We start from the raw sequence: 18285 nt of genomic DNA on the forward strand, positions 1-18285 counted from the left end.
AATGCACAGGGTAGTTCTTGCGCCGAGAAAATACGTTGTACACTGCACATAGAACATGGGGGATGCAAGAGCTACCCTGTGCAGGTTCGCCCCTTGATCTTGATAGCTCTCAGGTCTCTACGTGGGGAACTCGATTGCTGCACAGGGTACACAGGGTATTTCGTGAATTCAAAATATACACAGAACCGACACCCACTATAAAAATGTTTTGTTGAATGTCGTCGTAATAGGCGGTAATGCACTGATATAATATGAAGTGCGGACCCACCCTGTGCACCCTGTGCAGGGGGGATCTAGAGGGTCAGATTTACTCGCTCAGTTAATTGAGAGTAGCGGTCGAACCATCGCAGCGTCGGGGGTGGTCGCAGCATGGGGATACCCCGCGTCGTCATAACTGGGAGAAGAGAGCAAGATCAGATCAGGAAGTGTGCGAGCATCGCGATGCCGATGATGAGAGCCGCCCAGCGGAGGAGTAGTTTGACGAGTCGGAAGAGGGCGAGCATCGCGAGGGCGGTGATCGCGAGGGCCACGAGTTCGATGCTGTTCATGCCTGGGGAAGCTCGAGCGAGGTCAGGGGAGAGCGATCTGATGGTCGCAATCAGGGTTGAGGCAGGTGGGTTGATCGATTCGACGTGGCAAGGAGATATAATGGTGTTCTTGCGAACAATGGGCGCATTCGGCTTTGACGATGTGTTTGATCAAGAGTTCGATTTTGACGTCCTCAGGAACTTCGTTGGGGTCGGGGTGGTTGGTGATCGACGCGGCGCGGTCGGCGTCGAGATGTTCGTATCGTTCTTGTGTCATGGTATCACCGTTGGATAACGCGCGGTCGGTCGTCCTCCACCACAGCCATTCCGTCCCGGTCCCACATCCATTTCATCTCCGCGTGGGCGGCGTGGACACAGTCGTCGAGCGAGTCGTGTTCCGTGCCTTGGACGGCGACGTAGACGCCGTTTTTGTCCGCTCGCATCTCGATTTTCGGCGGGATTTGGGTGGGTTGGTGCGACATTGCAATCATATAGTCATCATGTTCGCATATATACCTAGTATAAGGAACCTAACACCAATGCAGAAGAATATTGAAATATTATGGTATGAGAGAGTCAGTCGAAGAATTAGAGCATTACACACGCACGCGTAATGGATATAGATGTTTGCGATGTGATGAGTTTATTGGAAGCGATCCCGGGCTTCACGAGCTTCGCGTTCACTCGTCGTCGTCGGAGTAGCGGTCGGCGAGTTCTTCAAGCCGCTCGAGATCGTCCTCTGCTATCTTGTAGTCGGTGGGGTTCTCGACGTAGTTTTTCGCTAAATCCTCATTCGCGAGCAGGAATTGCTCGTTCAGTTCTGATGTCTCTTCGCGATCCATGGCGTTGATGGCGTCATAATCGAGTGATTCGTCAACGCGGTCCGGTACGTCTGCAGTGTCGTGGTCATGCGCCATGATTGCCCAGTAGCCTACTGCCCGGGCATGCTCGAACTCGTTCTTTGAGATTTGATGGAACGTTGGGGTGGCGCTGGCGAGGGAGTCGTATTTTTGTCGGACGGGGTCGTCTTCGACGGTGATTTTGCAATAGTGTTGGTACCAGCCCGCGGGGGTGTCGTCAACGATGAGGCTGCAATATGGGCAGCTCCGCGCGTCATAGGGGATCGCCCGCTGGCATTGGGGGCAGTCCTGTTCTTCGGGTTCCATAGGATCATCTTCGGGTTCGACTCCGCGAGCCCTGAGGAGTGAGTGCACCTTATCATCTTGATCCAAATGCTCGTAGCGTGCATGTTGGTTTGTGCCGTCGGCCCAGTCGAGCGTGGTTTCGATGTGGAGATCGCTGTACTCGTCTGATTTTTTCATAAACGTCGCGCGCGCATGACGAAAGGCGTGAACATTAACGCGATCTGTGTCGATCTCTGCGTTCTCGGCTGCCTTGTTGAGTTGCTTTCGGACTGCTTCATTGCTTAAATGGCTGCCGTAGTGCTGTTCTTGATCGGTCCGGCAGAAGAGGGCGGCATCCGGATCATCGCGACAGGGATGTTCGCTCAACCAATTCTCTAGATACCCTTTCGCGACCGTGAGTGGTTTTTTATTTCCATCGGCGTCCTTGAGCCCGACTGCGTTCGTTGGCGCGGTGAGAAGGGCATAATCACTGCCTTGTGGATGGTAGTCTTTGATCTTGAGGGAGAGCAGGGCGGAGGCACGCCACGCACATTCCCAGCTAACCGCGATCAGGGCTTTCGTCCGAGTTTTATTTGCGTTTTCGAGCAGGTCCCAGACTTCCGATTTCGAGAGAACGATGTCTTCGTTGACTGGAGTTGGAGTATCGCTGGGAACGTCGATGTCTGTGAGCGCCTCGACATTACGTCTGTCTCCGAAATCTGCGACTGTTTCGAGATATTTGCGTTTAGTGCCGGGTTTGTATGATCGTCCTTCGCCGAGGTTTTTCGCGGCGAGATCGCTCATCGCGAGGCGGATGTCGTCTTCGTCACAGTCGGTGAGTGGTTTCTCGAGGACTTGAGATAGGCGTTTAAGCCGTCCTATGCGGTTGTAGGCGCTTGATGCAGAGAGGTCGTCGATAACGGCTTGGCCATACAGTGTTACTTCCTTTTTGTCCGGTTGATTGAGTTGTTTAGCGTGGTTGAGGGCTCGTTGGGCTTTTTCGCCGTAGCGGTGGACGTCAAGAGGGCGGTCGGCCATGGTACTCTGTTTGACATCATGGAATACCAACCTAGGGGATGGATACCCAACTGGAACTCGAACTCGCTCGAGAACAACCGCGAGGTGCTCGTCGCGCTCCACGGCGAGGCGGCCGCGAGTTACTACGCCGAGGTCTTCGAGGCCGACTGGAAGGGCGGCTCACGGCGGTTCCCGATCGGGCTCGTCGTTCCGGTGCTGGTCGCACTCGCGGTCGCAGCGCTCCTCGGCCGACGCTACATCAGGTTCGGCGATCCACCGTCAGAGCACTCCTGAGGAGACGGAACTCGAAAATCTGAGTCAGTCAGCGCGACCGCCGACCTCGAGCAGCTCACAGCAGTCCGCTTCGGGATCGAAACAGTCCGGGCACTGTTCGGGTCGGTCGATGATCGTATCCAGCCGTTCGGCGACGGTGTCGTCGATGACGCTTTCCAGAGCGCGGGCCTCCTCTCGGAACTCCTCGACCTCGAGGACGTTCGCGAGGAACCGTTCGATGATGCAGTAGGTCTGGAGGGCGTTGTGGGCGCGCTCGAGGCCCTCGTCGGTCAGGCTGGCCCCCTTGTACTTCTCGTGGTCGACGAGGTCGCGCTCCTCGAGTTTGCCGACCATCTCGTTGACGCTGGCCGGACTCACCTCGAGCAAGTCGGCGAGGGTGCCGGTCGATGCGGGGCCGTCTTCGATTCGCTGAGCCAGGTAAATCGCCTTGAGATATTGATCGGCAGTGTTCATAGCCTCCCTCCAGTGGTGTCGCACCGCGCCGCGTCGGTACCTCGCCGGTGTCCCCGAACCCGGGACTCGATGCGCGCATCGGACGGCGTCGAAACGGTCGTGACCGCTGCGGTAGTCGTCCCGATCATGCTCTGTGTTCCATGATCTCGGTCACTTCCTCGACGCCCTCCTTTTCCTCCTCTCGAATCGCGTACAGCGTCTCGAGCAGGCGATCGCGGTCGACGGCGAACGCGGCGTCAGAGGCCTCGATCGCCTCGATCAGGTCGTCGTAGAACTTGTAGGCCGTCTCCTCGTTCGCCAGCTGGTCGTAGAGGACGCCGTCGGTGTCCTCTGGCGGCCCGTACTGGGCGTCGACCAGTGCATTGATCTCCTCGTATCCGACCGTCTCGGCCTCGAGATCGTCGATCAGCGCCTCGAGTCGCTCGCGGTGGTCGGCCGACTCGGCGGCGGCCTCGGCGAGCAACTCCTCCACCTCCTCGTCGAACTCCGCCCGCTCTTCGGGGGGCAGGGACTCGATGTGGTGGGCGGCGCGTGACTCGACGAGTTCCTCCAGCACGACGCCGATCTGGAGCAATCGGGTCAGCTGGTGGTCGCTCGAGACGCGCTGTCCCAGACTCATGGGTGACATACTGGACCGTCGGTACTTATGCTTCCCTATTGCCGGGATGGGTCGCCCGACGCTCTCCGGGACCGGCGCTACCGCTGTCGGTCGTCAAAATCGGGTGAACGAGAGAAACGGACCGAACGAAAGCGGCCGACTATTCGCGCTGACGCAGTCGGCCCCTGATCAGTTCCTGCAGGTCGTCACGGAGCTCGTCGACGTCGATCTCCTCGAGGACGGGCACGAAGAAGCCCTCGACGAGCATGTTGCGCGCGGCACGCGGGTTGACGCCGCGGGAGGTCATGTAGAGCAGGTCCTCCTGGTCGATCTGGCCGACCGTCGCGGAGTGGCTCGCCTCGGTGTCGTGATTGTTGATGATCAGCTTCGGAGAGGCGTCGGCCTCGCTCTCGTCGGAGAGCATCAACGTGTTCTCGCGCTGGTAGGAGCTGGTGTCCCAGGCGTCCTTGCCGACGTCCTGAACGCCCTCGTAGACCGAGCGGGCTACGTCGTCGGTGACGCCGCGGGTGACGAGGTCGGCCGTCGTGTGCTCGGCGCGGTGCCAGACCTTCGCGTCGAGGTCGAAGTGCTGATCGTTGTGGCCGTAGAAGGCTCCGACGATCTGCGTCTCGGAGCTATCACCGCTGAGCGTCGTCGAGACTTCCGTCTTCGTCAGCTGGGTGCCGAGGTTGCCCTCGATCCAGTCGATCGTGGCGTAGGTGTCGGCGACGCCGCGCTTGACGGTGAAGTTGTACGCCTCCTCCGAGAGGTTCTGGAGGCTGCCGTACTGGACGTAGCTGTTCTCGCCGGCCGCGACCTCGACGATGCCGCTGTAGTACTGCTCCTCCGCTTCCTCGCCGGTCGACTGGCGCTCGAGGATCGTGACCGAGGACGACTCCTCGGTGACGACGAGCGTGTAGTTGAACAGCGAGCGGGAGTTCTGCTCGGTCCGGACGGTGACGTCCTCGGCGTCGACGCCCTCGGGGACGTAGATGACCGTCCCGGTACTGAAGAGGGCCGTCGAGAGCGCCGTCAGGTAGTTCTCCTGCGGGTCGACGATGGATCCGAAGTGCTCTTTCAGGAGCGCTTCGTGCTCGGTAACGGCGTCGCTCCAGGGGAGAACCTCGGCGTCCTCGGGGCCGACCTGATCTTTGTTCTCGGCCGCGTTCAGCGGGTCCACGAGGGACTCGAAGTCCAGCTCGTGGAGGTTCGTCCAGTCCCGACCCGGCGTCCGGATGACGTCCGGCATGTCGAGTTCCTCGAGGGCTGCGAGGGCCTCGAGTCGAGTCTCGAGGAGCCAGTCGGGCTCGTCGAGTCCGTCGCTGATCTCGCGTACCTGTTCCTCCGTCAGATTGGCGTGTACCTGTGTTCCTGCGCTCATATTATCCGAGGCTCCCCTCCATCTCGAGTTCGATGAGGCGGTTGAGTTCGACCGCGTACTCGATCGGCAGTTCCTCCGTGATCGGCTCGATGAAGCCGGCGACGATCATCTTCTTGGCGTCGTCGTCGTCCAGACCGCGGCTCTGGAGGTAGAAGATGTCCTCGTCGCCGATCTTGCCGACGGTCGCCTCGTGTGCAACGTCGACCTTCGACTCCTCGATCTCCATGTACGGCATGGTGTCCGACGTGGACTCGTTGTCGAACATCAGTGCGTCACACTCGACGGCAGTCGAGGAGTTCTCGGCGCCGTCGGCGATGTGGACGAGGCCGCGGTAGTTGGTGCGGCCGCCGTCCTTGGAGATCGACTTGGACTCGATGGTCGAGCTCGTGTCGGGCGCGTTGTGGTAGACCTTCGCGCCGGTGTCGATGTCCTGACCCTCGCCCGCGAAGGCGATGGTGATGTGAGTGTCGGTCGCGCCGCGACCCTTGAGGATCGTACACGGGTAGAGCATGGTGGCTTTCGAGCCCATGCTGCCCGAGACCCACTCCATCGTGCCGTTCTCCTCGCAGATAGCGCGTTTGGTGTTCAGGTTGAACGTGTTCTTCGACCAGTTCTGGACGGTCGAGTACTGAACGTGTGCGTCTTCGCCGACGAAGACTTCGACGCCGCCCGAGTGCAGGTTGTGGGTGCCGTACTTGGGTGCGGAACAGCCCTCGATGTAGTGGACTTCGGAGCCCTCCTCGGCGATGATGAGGGTGTGCTCGAACTGGCCCATCCCCTCGGAGTTCATCCGGAAGTAGGCCTGGACGGGCATCTCGACGGTGACGTCCTCGGGAACGTAGACGAACGAGCCGCCGGACCAGACGGCCCCGTGCAGCGCGGCGAACTTGTTGTCGCTCGGGGGCACGCAGGTCGTCATGAAGTGCTCTTTGACGAGCTCGGGGTGCTCCTGGACGGCCTTGTCCATGTTGCAGAAGATGACGCCCTTCTCCTCCCACTGCTCCTGCATGTTCTGGTAGACGACCTCGGACTCGTACTGCGCGCCGACGCCGGAGAGCGCGTTCTTCTCGGCCTCCGGGATGCCCAGCTTGTCGAAGGTGTCCTTGATCTCGTCGGGCAGCTCCGTCCAGTCGTCGACGCCTTCGCGCTTGTCGACGTCCGGGCGGATGTAGGGGATGATCTCCTCGACGTCCAGTTCGGAGAGGTCCGGCATGCCGGGCCAGTCGGACGGCATCGGCATGTTCTGGTACTGCTTGAGCGCGCGCAGGCGGCGCTCGAGCATCCACTCGGGCTCGTCTTTGTCTTCGGAGATCATGCGGATGATCTCCTCGGTCAGGCCCTTGTCGGATTTGACCGCGGCGTTCTGCTCTTTCTTGAACTCGAACCGGGCCTCGGTGTCGGTCTCTTTCAGATGGTCTTGATCGGAACTCATTGGTTGATGTGGTTAGTGGTTACGGCTGCAGCGTTATTACGGTTGTTCTAGTCGAATTCGGTTACGCAGTGCCGTAGACTTCCTCGCGGACCCAGTCGTACCCCTTGTCCTCGAGCTGCTCTGCGAGCTCCGGACCGCCGCTCTTGGCGATCTGGCCGTCGAGCATCACGTGGACGTGGTCGGGTTCGACGTAGTCTAAGATGCGCTGGTAGTGAGTGATCTGCAGGATACCGGTGCCCTGTTCGTCGCGAAGTGCGTTGATGCCGCTCGAGACGTCCTGCAGGCGGTCGATGTCGAGCCCGGAGTCGATCTCGTCGAGCACGGCGATAGACGGCTCGAGGATGGCTGCCTGCAGCACTTCGTTCTGCTTCTTCTCGCCGCCGGAGAAGCCGGCGTTGAGGTAGCGCTGGGCGAACTTCTCGTCCATGTCCAGCTGCTCCATCTTCTCCTGGAGGATTCCCTGGAATTCGGCGACGCCGACCTCGCCCTCGTCGGCGGGGCCTTCCATCGGCGAGGACTCGAAGCCCTCGTCCTCCGCTTCGTCTTCCTCGCCGTCCTCGTCTTCGAAGAGTTCCTCGCGTTCTTCGATCTTGGCGTTCAGCGCCGTTCGGAGGAAATTCGTCATCGTGACGCCCTCGATCTCGGCGGGATACTGGAAGCCGAGGAAGATGCCGAGTGCGGCACGTTCGTTGGGCTCGAGTTCCAGCAGATTCCACGTACGCTGGTCCTCGTCGATCTCGATGTCCTCGCCGAACTCGTCGTCCTCGATGTGGAGCAGGACCTCGCCCTCGGTGACTTCGTAGGCCGGATGGCCGGCGATGACCTTCGCGGTCGTGGACTTCCCGGAGCCGTTCGGCCCCATCAGGGCGTGGATCTCGCCGGATTCGACCTCGAGATCGACGCCCTCGAGAATTTTCTCACCGCCCTCCGCTACTTCCGCGTGCAGGTTGTTTAGTTCGAGACGTGCCATGGTAGTTGCTCGTCTGAAGGGTGGGTCGTATGACTGATAACGGTTTCGTATCCAATTGGATACTATCCCACATTAGCAAAATAATTTGCTGAAAGCGAAACTCGTGTTGTTGTCGGGGGACAACGAGCGGTCGTCTCTCCGTACTATTACCCTCGTCCGTACTATCGCTCTCGTCCGTACAGAAACGAGCGCATTTGATGTCCCGAGCGGCTACATGAAGCTGTCTAAGCCCTTCTGCTCCTGGCCGCTTTTGACTTCTTCCCACGAGACGTCGAGCGCCTCGAGAATGCGCTCGATCGGCCCCTTCAGCGTCTTCTCGAGCATCTTGTCGTAATCGACCGCGAATTCCTCGGGAATCTGGTCCTCGTACTCGAAACAGATCACGTCGGGATCGCGCTTGAACGCTCCGTAGAGGGGATCCGTGCGGGCGTCGAACCCCTCTTCCTCCTCGAGGCGCTCGAAGAACGTCGGATCGACGCGGTCGAGGTAGAGTCGCTTCGGTTTGCTCCCGCGCTGGAAGTTGGTCCCGAGCATGAGATTGGCGTACTTCGCCCCGCGGACCTGCGCCGTATCGGTGTCGTAGTTGTCGAGGCGCTTGCCGATCCCGCCCGGAATCGCGATCTCCTCGAGGGAGATGTCGCCCGTACGCACGTCCTCGATGACGCCGTTGACGTACTCCTTTGCGCCCTCGATATCGCCCTCGCGAACGATCATTTCGATGACCCGGTGTTGGACCTCCTTGGTGATCGGCGCGATGTCCGAACGCTGGTACTCGAAGCCGACGATGTCGACGTTGTCGACGTCTTTCCCCTCTTTCCAGGTGATGTGTCCCGCGTAGCGTTTCTTCTTTCCGGCCTGGAAGAAGCGCCGGTAGAGCTTCTCGAACTCGATCTGGAAGCGGTGGTCCTCGGCGTTCAGGTCCTCGCGCGCGAAGTCGTCGTAGCGGCCGTTGATGTACTCCTCGATCTCGAAGGACTGCTCGAGGGCGTCTTCTTTCGAGACGCCGGGACCGAGCTCGAGCATGACGCTGTCCGTGTCCCCGTACGCGACCTGATAGTCCAACTCGCCCGCGGCGGTGTCGGTGAACTCGATCACTTCGCGGCCGGTCGCGGTGATCGCGGACGCCGCCTCCTTGTCGTAGAGGCGGAACTGTTCCCAGCCCGAGACGCCGTACAGCGAGTTCATGATGACCTTCACCGCGCCCTGCTGGCGGTCGTACTGCTCGTACTCCCTGGTTCCGGGTTCGTGCCGGTCGCGCTGGGATTTCTTCTCCTCGCGTTCGGCCAGCAACTCGTTGATCATCTCCCGCATGACGCCGTCGGGTTCCTTGCGGAAGTGGGTCGGCTCGGGTTTGGTCGGCGCGACGAACGTCTCGCCGTCGTACTCGTCGGGATCGACTCGCGTCTCGGGCGAGGCGTTGACCGTCACCATACACATGGGGTACAGCGACTTCAGGTCGAGCACGGTGACGTTCTCCTTGACGCCCGTGATCGGCTCGAACACCGCGCCGCCCTCGTACTCCTCGCCGGCCTCCTGCTGGCCCTTCGACGGCAGCGAAAACCGGCCGTGAGCCTCGTGAAGGACGTACATGTCGACCGCGTCGCCGGGAGTAGGTGCGTCCTCTAACTTGCAGCCGACGAAGGAACGCACCTCGTCCCAGAAGGCGATGATCTCCTGCTGGCGGTCGAGTTCGACGCAGAGTTCGACGTCCCGGAGGTTGTACTCGAGCAGCCGGGTCGGTTCGTCCTCCCAGAGGTCGCCGATGTCGCCGGCGTAGCGCTCCTTGCCGACGCCGAGTTCCGCCTCGCCGACGGCGTCGAGCCGGTAGGAGTCGAGTTCGGAGAAGACCGTCCGCTGGTAGGCATAGAGCAGGTCGAAGACGATGCGGCCCTTGATGTCGGGGCCGCCCCAGTTGCTGCGCCAGACCTCGTCGACTCGCGAGAGCCGGTCGATCGAGAGGTCGTACTCGTGGTGGGGCCCTCCGAGTTCCTCGAGCCGATCGAGGAAGTACGGCGCGTCGAAGTCCTCGAAGTTCCAGCCCGTGAGGATGTCGGGATCGGTCGCTTCGATGTACTCGATGAACGCCTCGAGCATGGCTTCCTCCTCTTCGAAGGCTCGAACCTCGTGGTCGATCTCGCCCTCGATCGGGTCGTAGTCCTCGATCTCGGCCGGAATCGGGCCGTCGCCGATCGGAGCCTCGTAGAGCCACATGATGTACTCGTCGTCGTACGAATCGTGGCTGGTGAGACAGACGATCGGCTCCTCGCCGTCTTCGGGGAAGCCCTGGCGGTCGTCGACCTCGATGTCGAACGTATTGACGCGCGGTTCGGCGTCGACCGGGGCCGCCTCGACTTCTTCGTGAGGGACGACCAGCGAGTCGTCGTCGGCCCGCCGCTCGGGGACGCGAAGCCCGCTGCGGATGTCCTTGTCGATCAGGAACCGGTTCGGGAACAGGATGTCGGCCTCGTAGTGTTCGAACTCGTCGCGAACCTGTCCGACGTCGCGGGGCGTCTGGCCGAAGATCTTGGTGAGCTTCTCGCCTCGGATGCTCTCGTAGGGCTCGCCGTCCTCGCCGACTTCTCGGCTGCCCGTGAGCCGGTCGTACTGCTCCTCGGGCGGCCGCTCGAGCGTCTCCGTCGGCGCGTAGAAATACGGTTTGAAGCCGACGACCTGCACGTGCTCGAGCGTGCCGTCTGGCGTGCGCCCGAAGACGTGCACGATCGGCCGCTCCTCGTCGCCGTAGCCGGCGATGGTGTAGTCGACCTGCATCACGGCGAGTTCGAGTTCGCCCCGTGCCTCGGGGAGCGTCTCCTCGAGGACGTCGATCACCTCCGCGGCGTCGGAGCCGCCGTTGCCGGCGACGGCGACGGCCTCCTCGTCCGGCCGGTCGTCGGCATCGTCGGGCTCGCCGCCGAAGTCCGCGAGTCCGGTCTGGCCCGCCTCAGTCATGGTGCCGTGGTTGGCAGGCGGCGGATAAAAACCCCTGCAATCCCCGACCGCGATCAGAGACCGATCCGCTGGCGATAGAGCGGTTCCCAGAGGGCACATTCGGGCTTCGGTCCGGATTGCCCGATAATCCAGTCTTCGGTCAGCCGGACCTGTTCCTGCCCGTCGGCGGAGAACTGCGGCCAGTCGGGGCGCAGCCGGCTGTTCGGATCGCCGGTCTCGGCGAACGTCGTCCAGTAGTCCTGCATCCGCCGAGAGAGCAGTCTGTCCTTGAGGCCGAGTCGGGCCAGTGCGGTATCGCCCTGCGCCACCTCCTCGCCGAAGACGTAGGCGAGTTCCGCCGCGTGGTAGGCACCGACGTCGTCGGCGAGCAGCGACAGGGCGGTGAGCGGATACGTCGGTCGATCGTCGAACAGGTATCGGTAGACCGTACCACCGTTCTCGTCGATCCACTTCGCGATCAGCCGATCGCCACAGAGGAAGGTCGCGTCGGTCGTCGCGGCGATGAGCGCCTTTTTCGGGGTCTCGTACTCCGACGCCGGATACGTCTCGAGGACCTGATTGGCGAGCTCGCCGTAGCGTTCGCGGACGGTCGACTCGTAGGCATCGGCCGACGGAACGTCTGTCTGGAGGAGGAACAGCTGCGTTTCGTCGGCGTTGCCGCCCGTGATCAGGGGCACGTCGTTGAACTCGCCGTCGGCGAACCGCTTCGCGGGGTGTTTCTCGATGACCTCGCCGTCGACGGTGACGCCCAGCGGCCCGTCCAGCGTGCTCTGGGCGGAATCGGGCGCATTCGCGTTCAGGATCTCCTCGGGCGATTTCGCCCGCAGGCACTCGCCCGGATCGCTACCGGTGCAGCCCAGTTCCGTCGCGAGGTCGACGCCGGCCTGAGCGGCCTCTTCGCGATCGTAGAGGCCGTCGACGACGGGACCGCTCTGAGAGATGACGCGGTGGAATAGCCCCTCCGTAGCCGGGTCGCTCATCAGGGTCAGCACGGCGTTGCCGCCCGCTGATTCGCCGAAAATCGTCACGTTGTCTGGATCGCCGCCGAACGCCTGGACGTTTTGTTGAACCCAGCCCAGCGCAGCGAGCGTGTCCTGATACCCCTGATTGACGTTACGGGGACTCTCCGCGAGGAGGTCACGATGAGTGAAGAAGCCGAACGGCCCCAGCCGGTAGTTGATCGTGACGACGACCACGTCGCCGAACTCGGAGAGCCGTCGCGATTCGTACCGATTGCTTCCGCTCGTGTACCCGCCGCCGTGGATCCAGACCATCACCGGTCGCGGATCGTCGGGCGTCGCGTCGGTCGGAGTCCAGACGTTCAGGTTCAGACACGCCTCGCTCCCGCGAACTTCCGTCTCTCCGCCGGTCACCGCCGAGAGGCCGCCGTTCTGAACGCAAGCCGGGCCGTACTCGGTCGCGTCGAGCGTCCCCTCCCACTCGCCGGGAGTCTCCGGCGGTCGCCATCGACGGTCGCCGACCGGCTGTTTTGCGTACGGGATCCCCTTGAATACGTTCGTATCGCCGACTTCTTCGCCAGCGACTGGCCCGCTTTCGGTCGTCACTTGTGGGCTCGAGCTCGCGATCGCGCTGCCGACCCCACTGCTGGCACCGATCGCCATCGTGCCGAGGAGCGCTCGGACGTAACGCCGTCTATTTAGTGTCATAATCGAGCGTCAGATATAATAACATAGTAAACAACGTTAATTCATCGCCTCCGAAAGAAGGTTGTTTATATGATCTCCCTGTCTCAATCGTTGCAAGAGCAAGAAGACATTTAACGTGGTAACACATACCACAGATACAGGTGATCGATGTGTCCACCCACGTGAACGACGATGCGACGGACCAGCGCGAACAGGGCAGTGAGCTCGAGGGTACCGCAACGATCGAATCCTACGAGACCGAGGACGGTGTCGTTTTCTACGACGCTCAGAACCCGCTCGCGTGGGTCGAGGCCGCCCGGCCCCTGACCCTCGAGGAGCTCGCCTGAGCGGCGGTCTAAACGCGAACGCTTTTCTTTCCGTTCCGCCTTCGCCCAGACGTGGTGTTCGAACCGTCCGACGACGAGCCAGCGGATGCGGAGCCGGACCCGGAAGCGCAGTTTCGGGATCCGGACCACGATTCGCTCACGATCCCTCAGGTCGAGGGCCCGGGTTCCGAGCCCGAGACGGACGACGAACCGTACGCGGACTCGGTCACGATCCCGTCCGTCGACACCGACGAATTCGACGCGCCGGAGGATCTCCTCGAGGCGTTCTGGGTGGTCGTGCTCGTCATCAACGGTGCGATCCTCGCGTTCTCGCTGGGAGTTCTCTATCTCCTCTTCGAGGGAAACGTGCGGAGAGGTGGGGGGCTGCTCGCGATCGCGCTCGTTCTCGGCGGGTTCGCTGTTCTCCGCTACAGAGAGTACGAACGCGTCGCATCCGAGTCGACGGGAGCGACCGATTCCGACGAGAACGACGACGCGACCACCGCGGACGAAACGCTGAATACCGACGCTTCCGACACGTCACATACGCGATCGACCGACGATTCAGGCACATCATGAAATCCGTTCAGGACGACACCGGCAAGCGCTATCTCCTTCTCAAACACTCTACCGAGGCGAGTCTCGTTCGTGACCCCGCGACCGGCAACGAGTGCTATATCCAGAACGACCGCCTCGAGACCGTCGACGGGGAATCCCCCCTCGAGACGGCCGCCAGAAGCGTCGACGATCCCGTGTTGACGCTGCTGACGAACGTCCACGACGAGGAGACGCTTGGCCTCCTGATCGAACTCTCGGATCGCGGTCCCCTCGACGTTCGCACGCTGCTCGACGCGTACGATTTCTGTGAAAGTGATCTTCACGGCCGGCTCACGGTCCTCTCGGCAGCCGGTCTACTCGAGGAGGCGGACGTCGCCGGCGAGCGTGGCTATCGACTCACCGAGGACTGTGAGACTGCGCTCGCGGTACTTCGGTCGAACCTCGAGCAGGCGACCGACTCGACGTAGCGCCGACCGCCGCTGCGGCGCTCAATCGGACGCGAGCAACTCCGTCTCCGGCGGCTGGCCCCGCTCGAGTCGCGAGCGGTTCGACGTGGCGTCTTTCTCGACGCGGACGAGCGAGTCCGCCGCGCCGACGAGTTCTTCGTCGTGACTGACGACGACGATCTGTTCGACGCCGAAATCGTTGCGCATCGATTCGATCAGTGAAACGAGCTGGGTGACGTGGCCCGAATCGAGGAAGACCGTCGGCTCGTCGAGAATCAGCGGTGGCATCGGCGCGGTTCCCTCGACGCCTTCGGCGAGCAGCCGATAGATCGCACACCGCAGGCTGAGGTTGAACAGCGCCCGTTCGCCGCCGGAGAGCTGCTCGGGCTCGAGGGCTTCGCCGTCCTTCTGGTAGACCGTCAGCCGGTAGTCTCCGTCGAGATCGATCGCCGCGTAGGAGTCGTTCTGGTAGACCAGATCGAAGGTCTCGTTCAGGAGTCGCTCGAGGGTCTCGACGTTTCGCTGGCGTAGCTCCGCGCGCAGTTCGCCGTAGGTCGTCTGCAGCGTCTCGGCTTCGTCGTACAACGACTCGAGTTGCTCGCACCGGTCTTCGACCGTTTCGAGGCGCTCGCGAAGCCGTTCGAGCTCCTCGAGTTCGTTCTCGACGGCACCGATGGCGTTCTGGATCTCGTTGCGCCGTTCCTCGAGTTCCGCCAATTTCTCGTCGACCTGGTCGATGTAGCTCTCGGCGTTCTGTTTGTCCTCGCGGGCGGTCTCGACGCGCTCCTCGTCGAACTCGGACTCGAGGTCGCGCTTGCGCTCGCGCTTTTCGGAAAGCGTCTCACGGCGCTCGTCGTTCATCGTCTCCCAGTCCTGGCGCCGTTCGCGCAGATTCTCGATCTGGGTCTCGAGGCTCGCTCGCTCGTCGGCGATTTCCGAGACGCGGCGTAAGGCCTCGAGGGAGTCCTTGATCTCCCCGCGCTCGGTGTTGATCTCGCCGAGGGCGGTCCGCGCCTCTGCCACCTCGTCTTCGCGTTCTGCGGCCGCTGAGCGCTTCGCTTCGGCCTCGGACTCGTATTCTTCGGCGTCGTCGCGAAGTTGATCGCGCTGCTCGCGCCGATCGTCGATCGTTTCGCGTTTCTCCGCGAGGAGCTGCTCGAGGTTGTCGCGGTTCTCCTCGAGCCGGTCGACCTGTCGTTCGGCTTCCCGAAGCTCTTCGGCCCGTTCGATCCGTTCGTCGAGTTCGTCGCGTTCGGTCTCGAGTTCCTCGCGGCGCGACTCGAGGTCGGCCAGTTCCTCGCGGCGGTCGTCCAGTACGTCGACGTGAGGCGAATCGTCGACCGGCTGGCCGCACTCGGGACACTTCCCCTCCTCGAGCAGCCGCTCGCCCTCCTCGATGGCGTTCTCGGCGGTCCGGATGTCGGCAGTCACGTCGTTGAGCTCCGCAACGATCTCCTCGCGCTCGGTCTCGAGTTCGTCGACGCGCGAGTCGGCCTCGCCGAACGCGACCGGCGCGTCGTCGAACGTCGCGCGTTCGTCCTCGATCTGCGCCGCGAGTTCCTCGAGCTTCGCCTCGCGCTCCGCGATGGTCTCCTCGTCGGCCTCGATCCGTTCCTCGAGGTCGTCCGCCTCCTCGCGGGCCCCTTCGGCCTGCGACTCGAGGTCGTCCGCCTCCTCGCGGAGCCGCTCGATCTCGTTGTTCCCCTCGGTGATCGTCACCCGGACCTCCTCGAGGTCGTCGCGGAGGTCCTCGTCGCGGGCCTCGAGTTCCGCGATGCGGTCCTCGACCGCTGCCTCGTCGGGACCGGCCGCTTCGAGGTCGACCGTCTCGAGCAACTCGGTCCGTTCGTCGGCGAGTTCCTCGCGCCGTTCCCGCAGGTCGCGGATCTCCTCAGCCGCTTCCTCGCGCTCGCGTTCGGTCTCGGAGACTTTCGAGCGGAGGTCGTCGATCTCCCCCTCGAGTTCCGCGATCTCCTCGCGAGTCTCTTCGTGGCGCTCGAGGACGTTTTCGGCGGTCTCGAGCGTTTCCTCGGCCTGCTCGCGCTGGGTCTCGTAGCGGTCGGTCTCCTCGCTGACCTCGGCTCGGCGGGACTCGAGGCCGTTGAGGCGCTCGTGCAGCTCTTTCTCTTCTTTCTTCTCGACCTGTTTGCGAACGTCCTCGAGGACCTCCCGCTGGCCGTCGAGGACGGTCTTGACGCCCAGCCGGGCTTCGCTGCCCCGCTCCCGATACTCCTCGAGGGCCCCGAGCTGGAGGAGGTCGTCGATCATGTCCTGACGGTCGCTCGGTGAGGCGTGGATGAGCTTGTTGACCTCGCCCTGGCGGACGTACGCGCAGTTGACGAACGCCTCTGCGTCCATTCGCAGGAGTTCGGTCACCTCGCGGCGCACGTCGCGGGCCCCCTCGATCGCCCCGTCGGGCGTCTCGAGGACGCACTTCGTCGTGGTCGCGCGGTCGCCGCGCAGCTTTAGCCGGCGCTCGACGTGGTACTCGCTGCCGTCGTGGGTGAACCAGAGTTCGACTTCGGCCTCCTCCTCGCCGGTCGTGATCACGTCGTCCAGGGTGCGCTCGTCCAGGGCCTTCGAGCCGTAGAGCGCGAAGAAGACCGCCTCGAGCAGCGTCGACTTCCCGCTGCCGTTGACGCCGTGGACGACGGTGACGCCGCGCTCGAGCGAGAGGTCGGCGTCGCCGTAGCACTTGAAGTTCAGCATGCGAACGCGGTCGACCCTCACGCGAAATCACCCAGCGAGGCGGTGTCGGCGTCGGCAGCACCGTCCGGATCCTCGGCATCGACGGCTCCATCCGCGTCTTCGGCGTCGGCATCGGCGGCTCCGGTCGTGGCGTCGGTAGCACCCTCGTCGGCCGCGACGGCGTCGCCATCGGCGGCCGTCTCGCTCTCGTCGGCGGCGGATTCGATTTCGCCGTCGTCCGCGATCTCGTCGGCGACCGTCGTCACGTCCTCGTCGCCCGGCTCCCGTTCCGGCGCGGGCTCGAACGCCGACTCGTCGTCCTCGAGCAGTTCCCGGACCCGTCGTTCGACGGTTTCGCGGACGTTCGTGTCGACGATGTCGTCGTTCCGGACCGTTTCGTCGATCCCGAGGGCGGCGTCGCTGAGCCCGAGTTCGCGGACGCGTTTGCGGACGGCGTCGTCCGGGTCGGCGAAGCTCACCGACACCTCCTCGTCCTCGTCGGGAAGTTCTCGGCGGTCGTTCACGCGGGCGACCAGCGCGCCGCGGTCGATCGCGAGTTCCTCGACGGCGGCCGGCGTGATCGGCCGGCCGTCGCCCTCGACGGTGACGATGACGACCGCCTCGTCGAGGTCGTACTGGCGGACGCGTTCCTGCACACGGTCGATACCCTCGCCCGCCTCGAGTTCCACGTCGACGAAGACGAACTCGCGGGTATCGGTGAGGCCGCGGCGGCTGATCGCGACCGACTCGTCGTACTCGACGAGGTTGTAGCCCCGATCCTCGCGTTCGCTGGCGCTCGCGCGTTCGGTCGAGCCGCAGTAGGTGACCCACGTATCCAGCACTTCCGCGGTGTCGGGGGCGTGGTTGTCCCCCAGGAGAACGGCGTCGAAGTCGATCGTCGACTCCTCGAGGACGGTCTCGGTGTCCCAGTCGGCGTGGGCAAAGGGTTCGAAGAGGCCGTGGCTCACGAGCGTAGCGTGGTCCGCGTCGTCGGGGACGGGATCGAAGTCGTACGCGAGGTCGTCGCGCCGCGACCGGGGGACGAAATCCAGTCCGTAGAAGGCGGCGTCGCCGACGACGACCGGCTCGGCGCCGAGTCGCGTCGCCAGTCCGAGATCGGCGAAGAGATCGAGCCACTGGGCGTCGCGTTTCGATTCGTGGTTGCCGACGACGGCGAGAAAGGGGATATCGGCGTCGGAAAGCGTTCTGAGAACGTCGACGGTGCCCTGGAGGTCGACCAGACTCGGCCGGCGGTCGTGAAAGAGGTCGCCGGCGTGGATCACCGCGTCCACGTCGTCTTCGACCGCGTCGTCGACGACGTTCCGGAACGCCTCGAGAAAGTCCCGTCGCCGCTCGGGCGAGTTGTACTGCTGGTACCCGATGTGGGTATCGCCCGTATGGATAACCCGCGTCATTGTCCCCTCGTTGGCGTGTCGCCCCTAAAGGGGTTCCGTCACCGGAGTGAAACTAAAACCGGAACGTCACTCGAGGGGACAGGTGATGACGACTGCGCGGTCACGTCCTCGGAGAGACTCCACTGCGATTCACCGAGGCGATCCGCCGAAACGGTGGGGGAGAAGAATCGGTCGAAAGACGGCCGTTAGGACTCGATCTCGAGGCTGTACAGGCGCTTGCGCGCGTCGGAGAAGGAAAATCGGGAGTCGATGACGTTCTGCTCGTCGAGACGGTTCAGTGCGTACCGGACCGTTCGGGAGGGCAGCAGCGTCTCGTCGGCGATCTGTTGCTGGGTCATCGTGTCGTTGTACTCAAGGACCTTCGCGACGAGTTTCGCGCTGGGCGGCAGCTCGCGCACGTCGTCCCACGTTCCCCGCTCGCTGGTCTCCTGTCGAAGCGGCTCTGAGGCGCTCATCCTGTC

Annotated in this window: 17 protein-coding genes and 1 pseudogene; 4 read left to right on the forward strand and 14 right to left on the reverse strand. The window is 63.0% G+C overall.

What is annotated here, in order from left to right:
* Positions 1 to 413 precede the first annotated feature (413 nt).
* From NDO75_RS05175 to NDO75_RS05190, 4 genes are all read right to left on the reverse strand, one after another.
* Positions 414 to 548 (reverse strand): hypothetical protein, encoded by a 135-nt coding sequence (locus tag NDO75_RS05175; protein WP_310905025.1) that lies wholly within the window; start codon positions 546 to 548, stop codon positions 414 to 416.
* Between the two features lie 22 nt (positions 549 to 570).
* Positions 571 to 804, reverse strand: a complete 234-nt coding sequence (locus NDO75_RS05180; protein WP_310905026.1) for a hypothetical protein — start codon at positions 802 to 804, stop codon at positions 571 to 573.
* A 4-nt stretch (positions 805 to 808) separates the two neighbouring features.
* Entirely contained in the window at positions 809 to 1009 is a 201-nt protein-coding gene (locus NDO75_RS05185; protein WP_310905027.1) for a hypothetical protein, read from the reverse strand.
* Between the two features lie 198 nt (positions 1010 to 1207).
* On the reverse strand, positions 1208 to 2689 hold the full coding sequence (locus NDO75_RS05190) for a tyrosine-type recombinase/integrase (RefSeq protein WP_310905028.1): 1482 nt from the start codon (positions 2687 to 2689) through the stop codon (positions 1208 to 1210).
* A gap of 48 nt (positions 2690 to 2737) precedes the next feature.
* Between NDO75_RS05190 and NDO75_RS05195 the strand changes: the two are divergent.
* Positions 2738 to 2962 (forward strand): annotated as a pseudogene (locus tag NDO75_RS05195) (phospholipase); the annotation flags it as partial.
* A gap of 24 nt (positions 2963 to 2986) precedes the next feature.
* Here NDO75_RS05195 and NDO75_RS05200 read toward each other — a convergent pair.
* The 7 genes from NDO75_RS05200 to NDO75_RS05230 form a co-directional block, all read right to left on the reverse strand.
* Positions 2987 to 3415: a metal-dependent transcriptional regulator gene (locus NDO75_RS05200; RefSeq protein ID WP_310905029.1), complete on the reverse strand. Its 429-nt coding sequence runs from the start codon at positions 3413 to 3415 to the stop codon at positions 2987 to 2989.
* Positions 3416 to 3539: 124 nt separating this feature from the next.
* Positions 3540 to 4034 (reverse strand): ferritin-like domain-containing protein, encoded by a 495-nt coding sequence (locus NDO75_RS05205; RefSeq protein ID WP_310905030.1) that lies wholly within the window; start codon positions 4032 to 4034, stop codon positions 3540 to 3542.
* A 139-nt stretch (positions 4035 to 4173) separates the two neighbouring features.
* Complete coding sequence (gene sufD / locus NDO75_RS05210; protein ID WP_310905031.1) at positions 4174 to 5394, reverse strand: Fe-S cluster assembly protein SufD; 1221 nt, start codon at positions 5392 to 5394, stop codon at positions 4174 to 4176.
* Position 5395: 1 nt separating this feature from the next.
* Positions 5396 to 6826, reverse strand: a complete 1431-nt coding sequence (sufB, locus tag NDO75_RS05215; protein ID WP_310905032.1) for a Fe-S cluster assembly protein SufB — start codon at positions 6824 to 6826, stop codon at positions 5396 to 5398.
* Positions 6827 to 6887: 61 nt separating this feature from the next.
* A complete protein-coding gene (locus NDO75_RS05220; RefSeq protein ID WP_310905033.1) occupies positions 6888 to 7796 on the reverse strand; it encodes an ABC transporter ATP-binding protein in 909 nt (302 codons plus the stop codon).
* Positions 7797 to 8006: 210 nt separating this feature from the next.
* Positions 8007 to 10745 carry a DNA-directed DNA polymerase gene (locus NDO75_RS05225; RefSeq protein WP_310905034.1) on the reverse strand — a complete coding sequence of 913 codons (2739 nt, stop codon included), beginning with the start codon at positions 10743 to 10745 and terminating at the stop codon, positions 8007 to 8009.
* Positions 10746 to 10798: 53 nt separating this feature from the next.
* Complete coding sequence (locus NDO75_RS05230; protein WP_310905035.1) at positions 10799 to 12412, reverse strand: carboxylesterase/lipase family protein; 1614 nt, start codon at positions 12410 to 12412, stop codon at positions 10799 to 10801.
* A 140-nt stretch (positions 12413 to 12552) separates the two neighbouring features.
* On the opposite strand from NDO75_RS05230, the gene NDO75_RS05235 reads away from it, so the two are divergent.
* Genes NDO75_RS05235 through NDO75_RS05245 form a run of 3 tightly spaced genes read left to right on the forward strand, consistent with a single transcriptional unit; the run spans position 12553 to position 13742 of the window.
* The gene (locus NDO75_RS05235) at positions 12553 to 12738 is read left to right on the forward strand and encodes a hypothetical protein (protein ID WP_310905036.1); all 186 of its coding nucleotides are present in this window, start codon (positions 12553 to 12555) and stop codon (positions 12736 to 12738) included.
* A gap of 51 nt (positions 12739 to 12789) precedes the next feature.
* Positions 12790 to 13296, forward strand: a complete 507-nt coding sequence (locus NDO75_RS05240) for a hypothetical protein (protein WP_310905037.1) — start codon at positions 12790 to 12792, stop codon at positions 13294 to 13296.
* On the forward strand, positions 13293 to 13742 hold the full coding sequence (locus NDO75_RS05245; RefSeq protein ID WP_310905038.1) for a hypothetical protein: 450 nt from the start codon (positions 13293 to 13295) through the stop codon (positions 13740 to 13742). Before NDO75_RS05240 ends, NDO75_RS05245 begins: the two co-directional genes overlap by 4 nt.
* Before the next feature lie 21 nt (positions 13743 to 13763).
* Here NDO75_RS05245 and rad50 read toward each other — a convergent pair whose 3' ends face one another.
* The 3 genes from rad50 to NDO75_RS05260 all read right to left on the reverse strand — a co-directional run bounded on the left by rad50 (position 13764) and on the right by NDO75_RS05260 (position 18279).
* Positions 13764 to 16451, reverse strand: coding sequence for a DNA double-strand break repair ATPase Rad50 (gene rad50 / locus NDO75_RS05250; RefSeq protein ID WP_310905039.1), 2688 nt, complete (start codon positions 16449 to 16451; stop codon positions 13764 to 13766).
* Positions 16448 to 17824, reverse strand: a complete 1377-nt coding sequence (mre11, locus tag NDO75_RS05255; RefSeq protein WP_310905040.1) for a DNA double-strand break repair protein Mre11 — start codon at positions 17822 to 17824, stop codon at positions 16448 to 16450. The genes rad50 and mre11 overlap by 4 nt, the downstream gene beginning before the upstream one ends.
* Positions 17825 to 18009: 185 nt before the next feature.
* Positions 18010 to 18279, reverse strand: coding sequence for a helix-turn-helix domain-containing protein (locus tag NDO75_RS05260; protein ID WP_254763671.1), 270 nt, complete (start codon positions 18277 to 18279; stop codon positions 18010 to 18012).
* Between the last annotated feature and the right edge of the window lie 6 nt (positions 18280 to 18285).

The organism is Natrinema sp. 1APR25-10V2 (assembly GCF_031626495.1).
Lineage (GTDB): Archaea > Halobacteriota > Halobacteria > Halobacteriales > Natrialbaceae > Natrinema.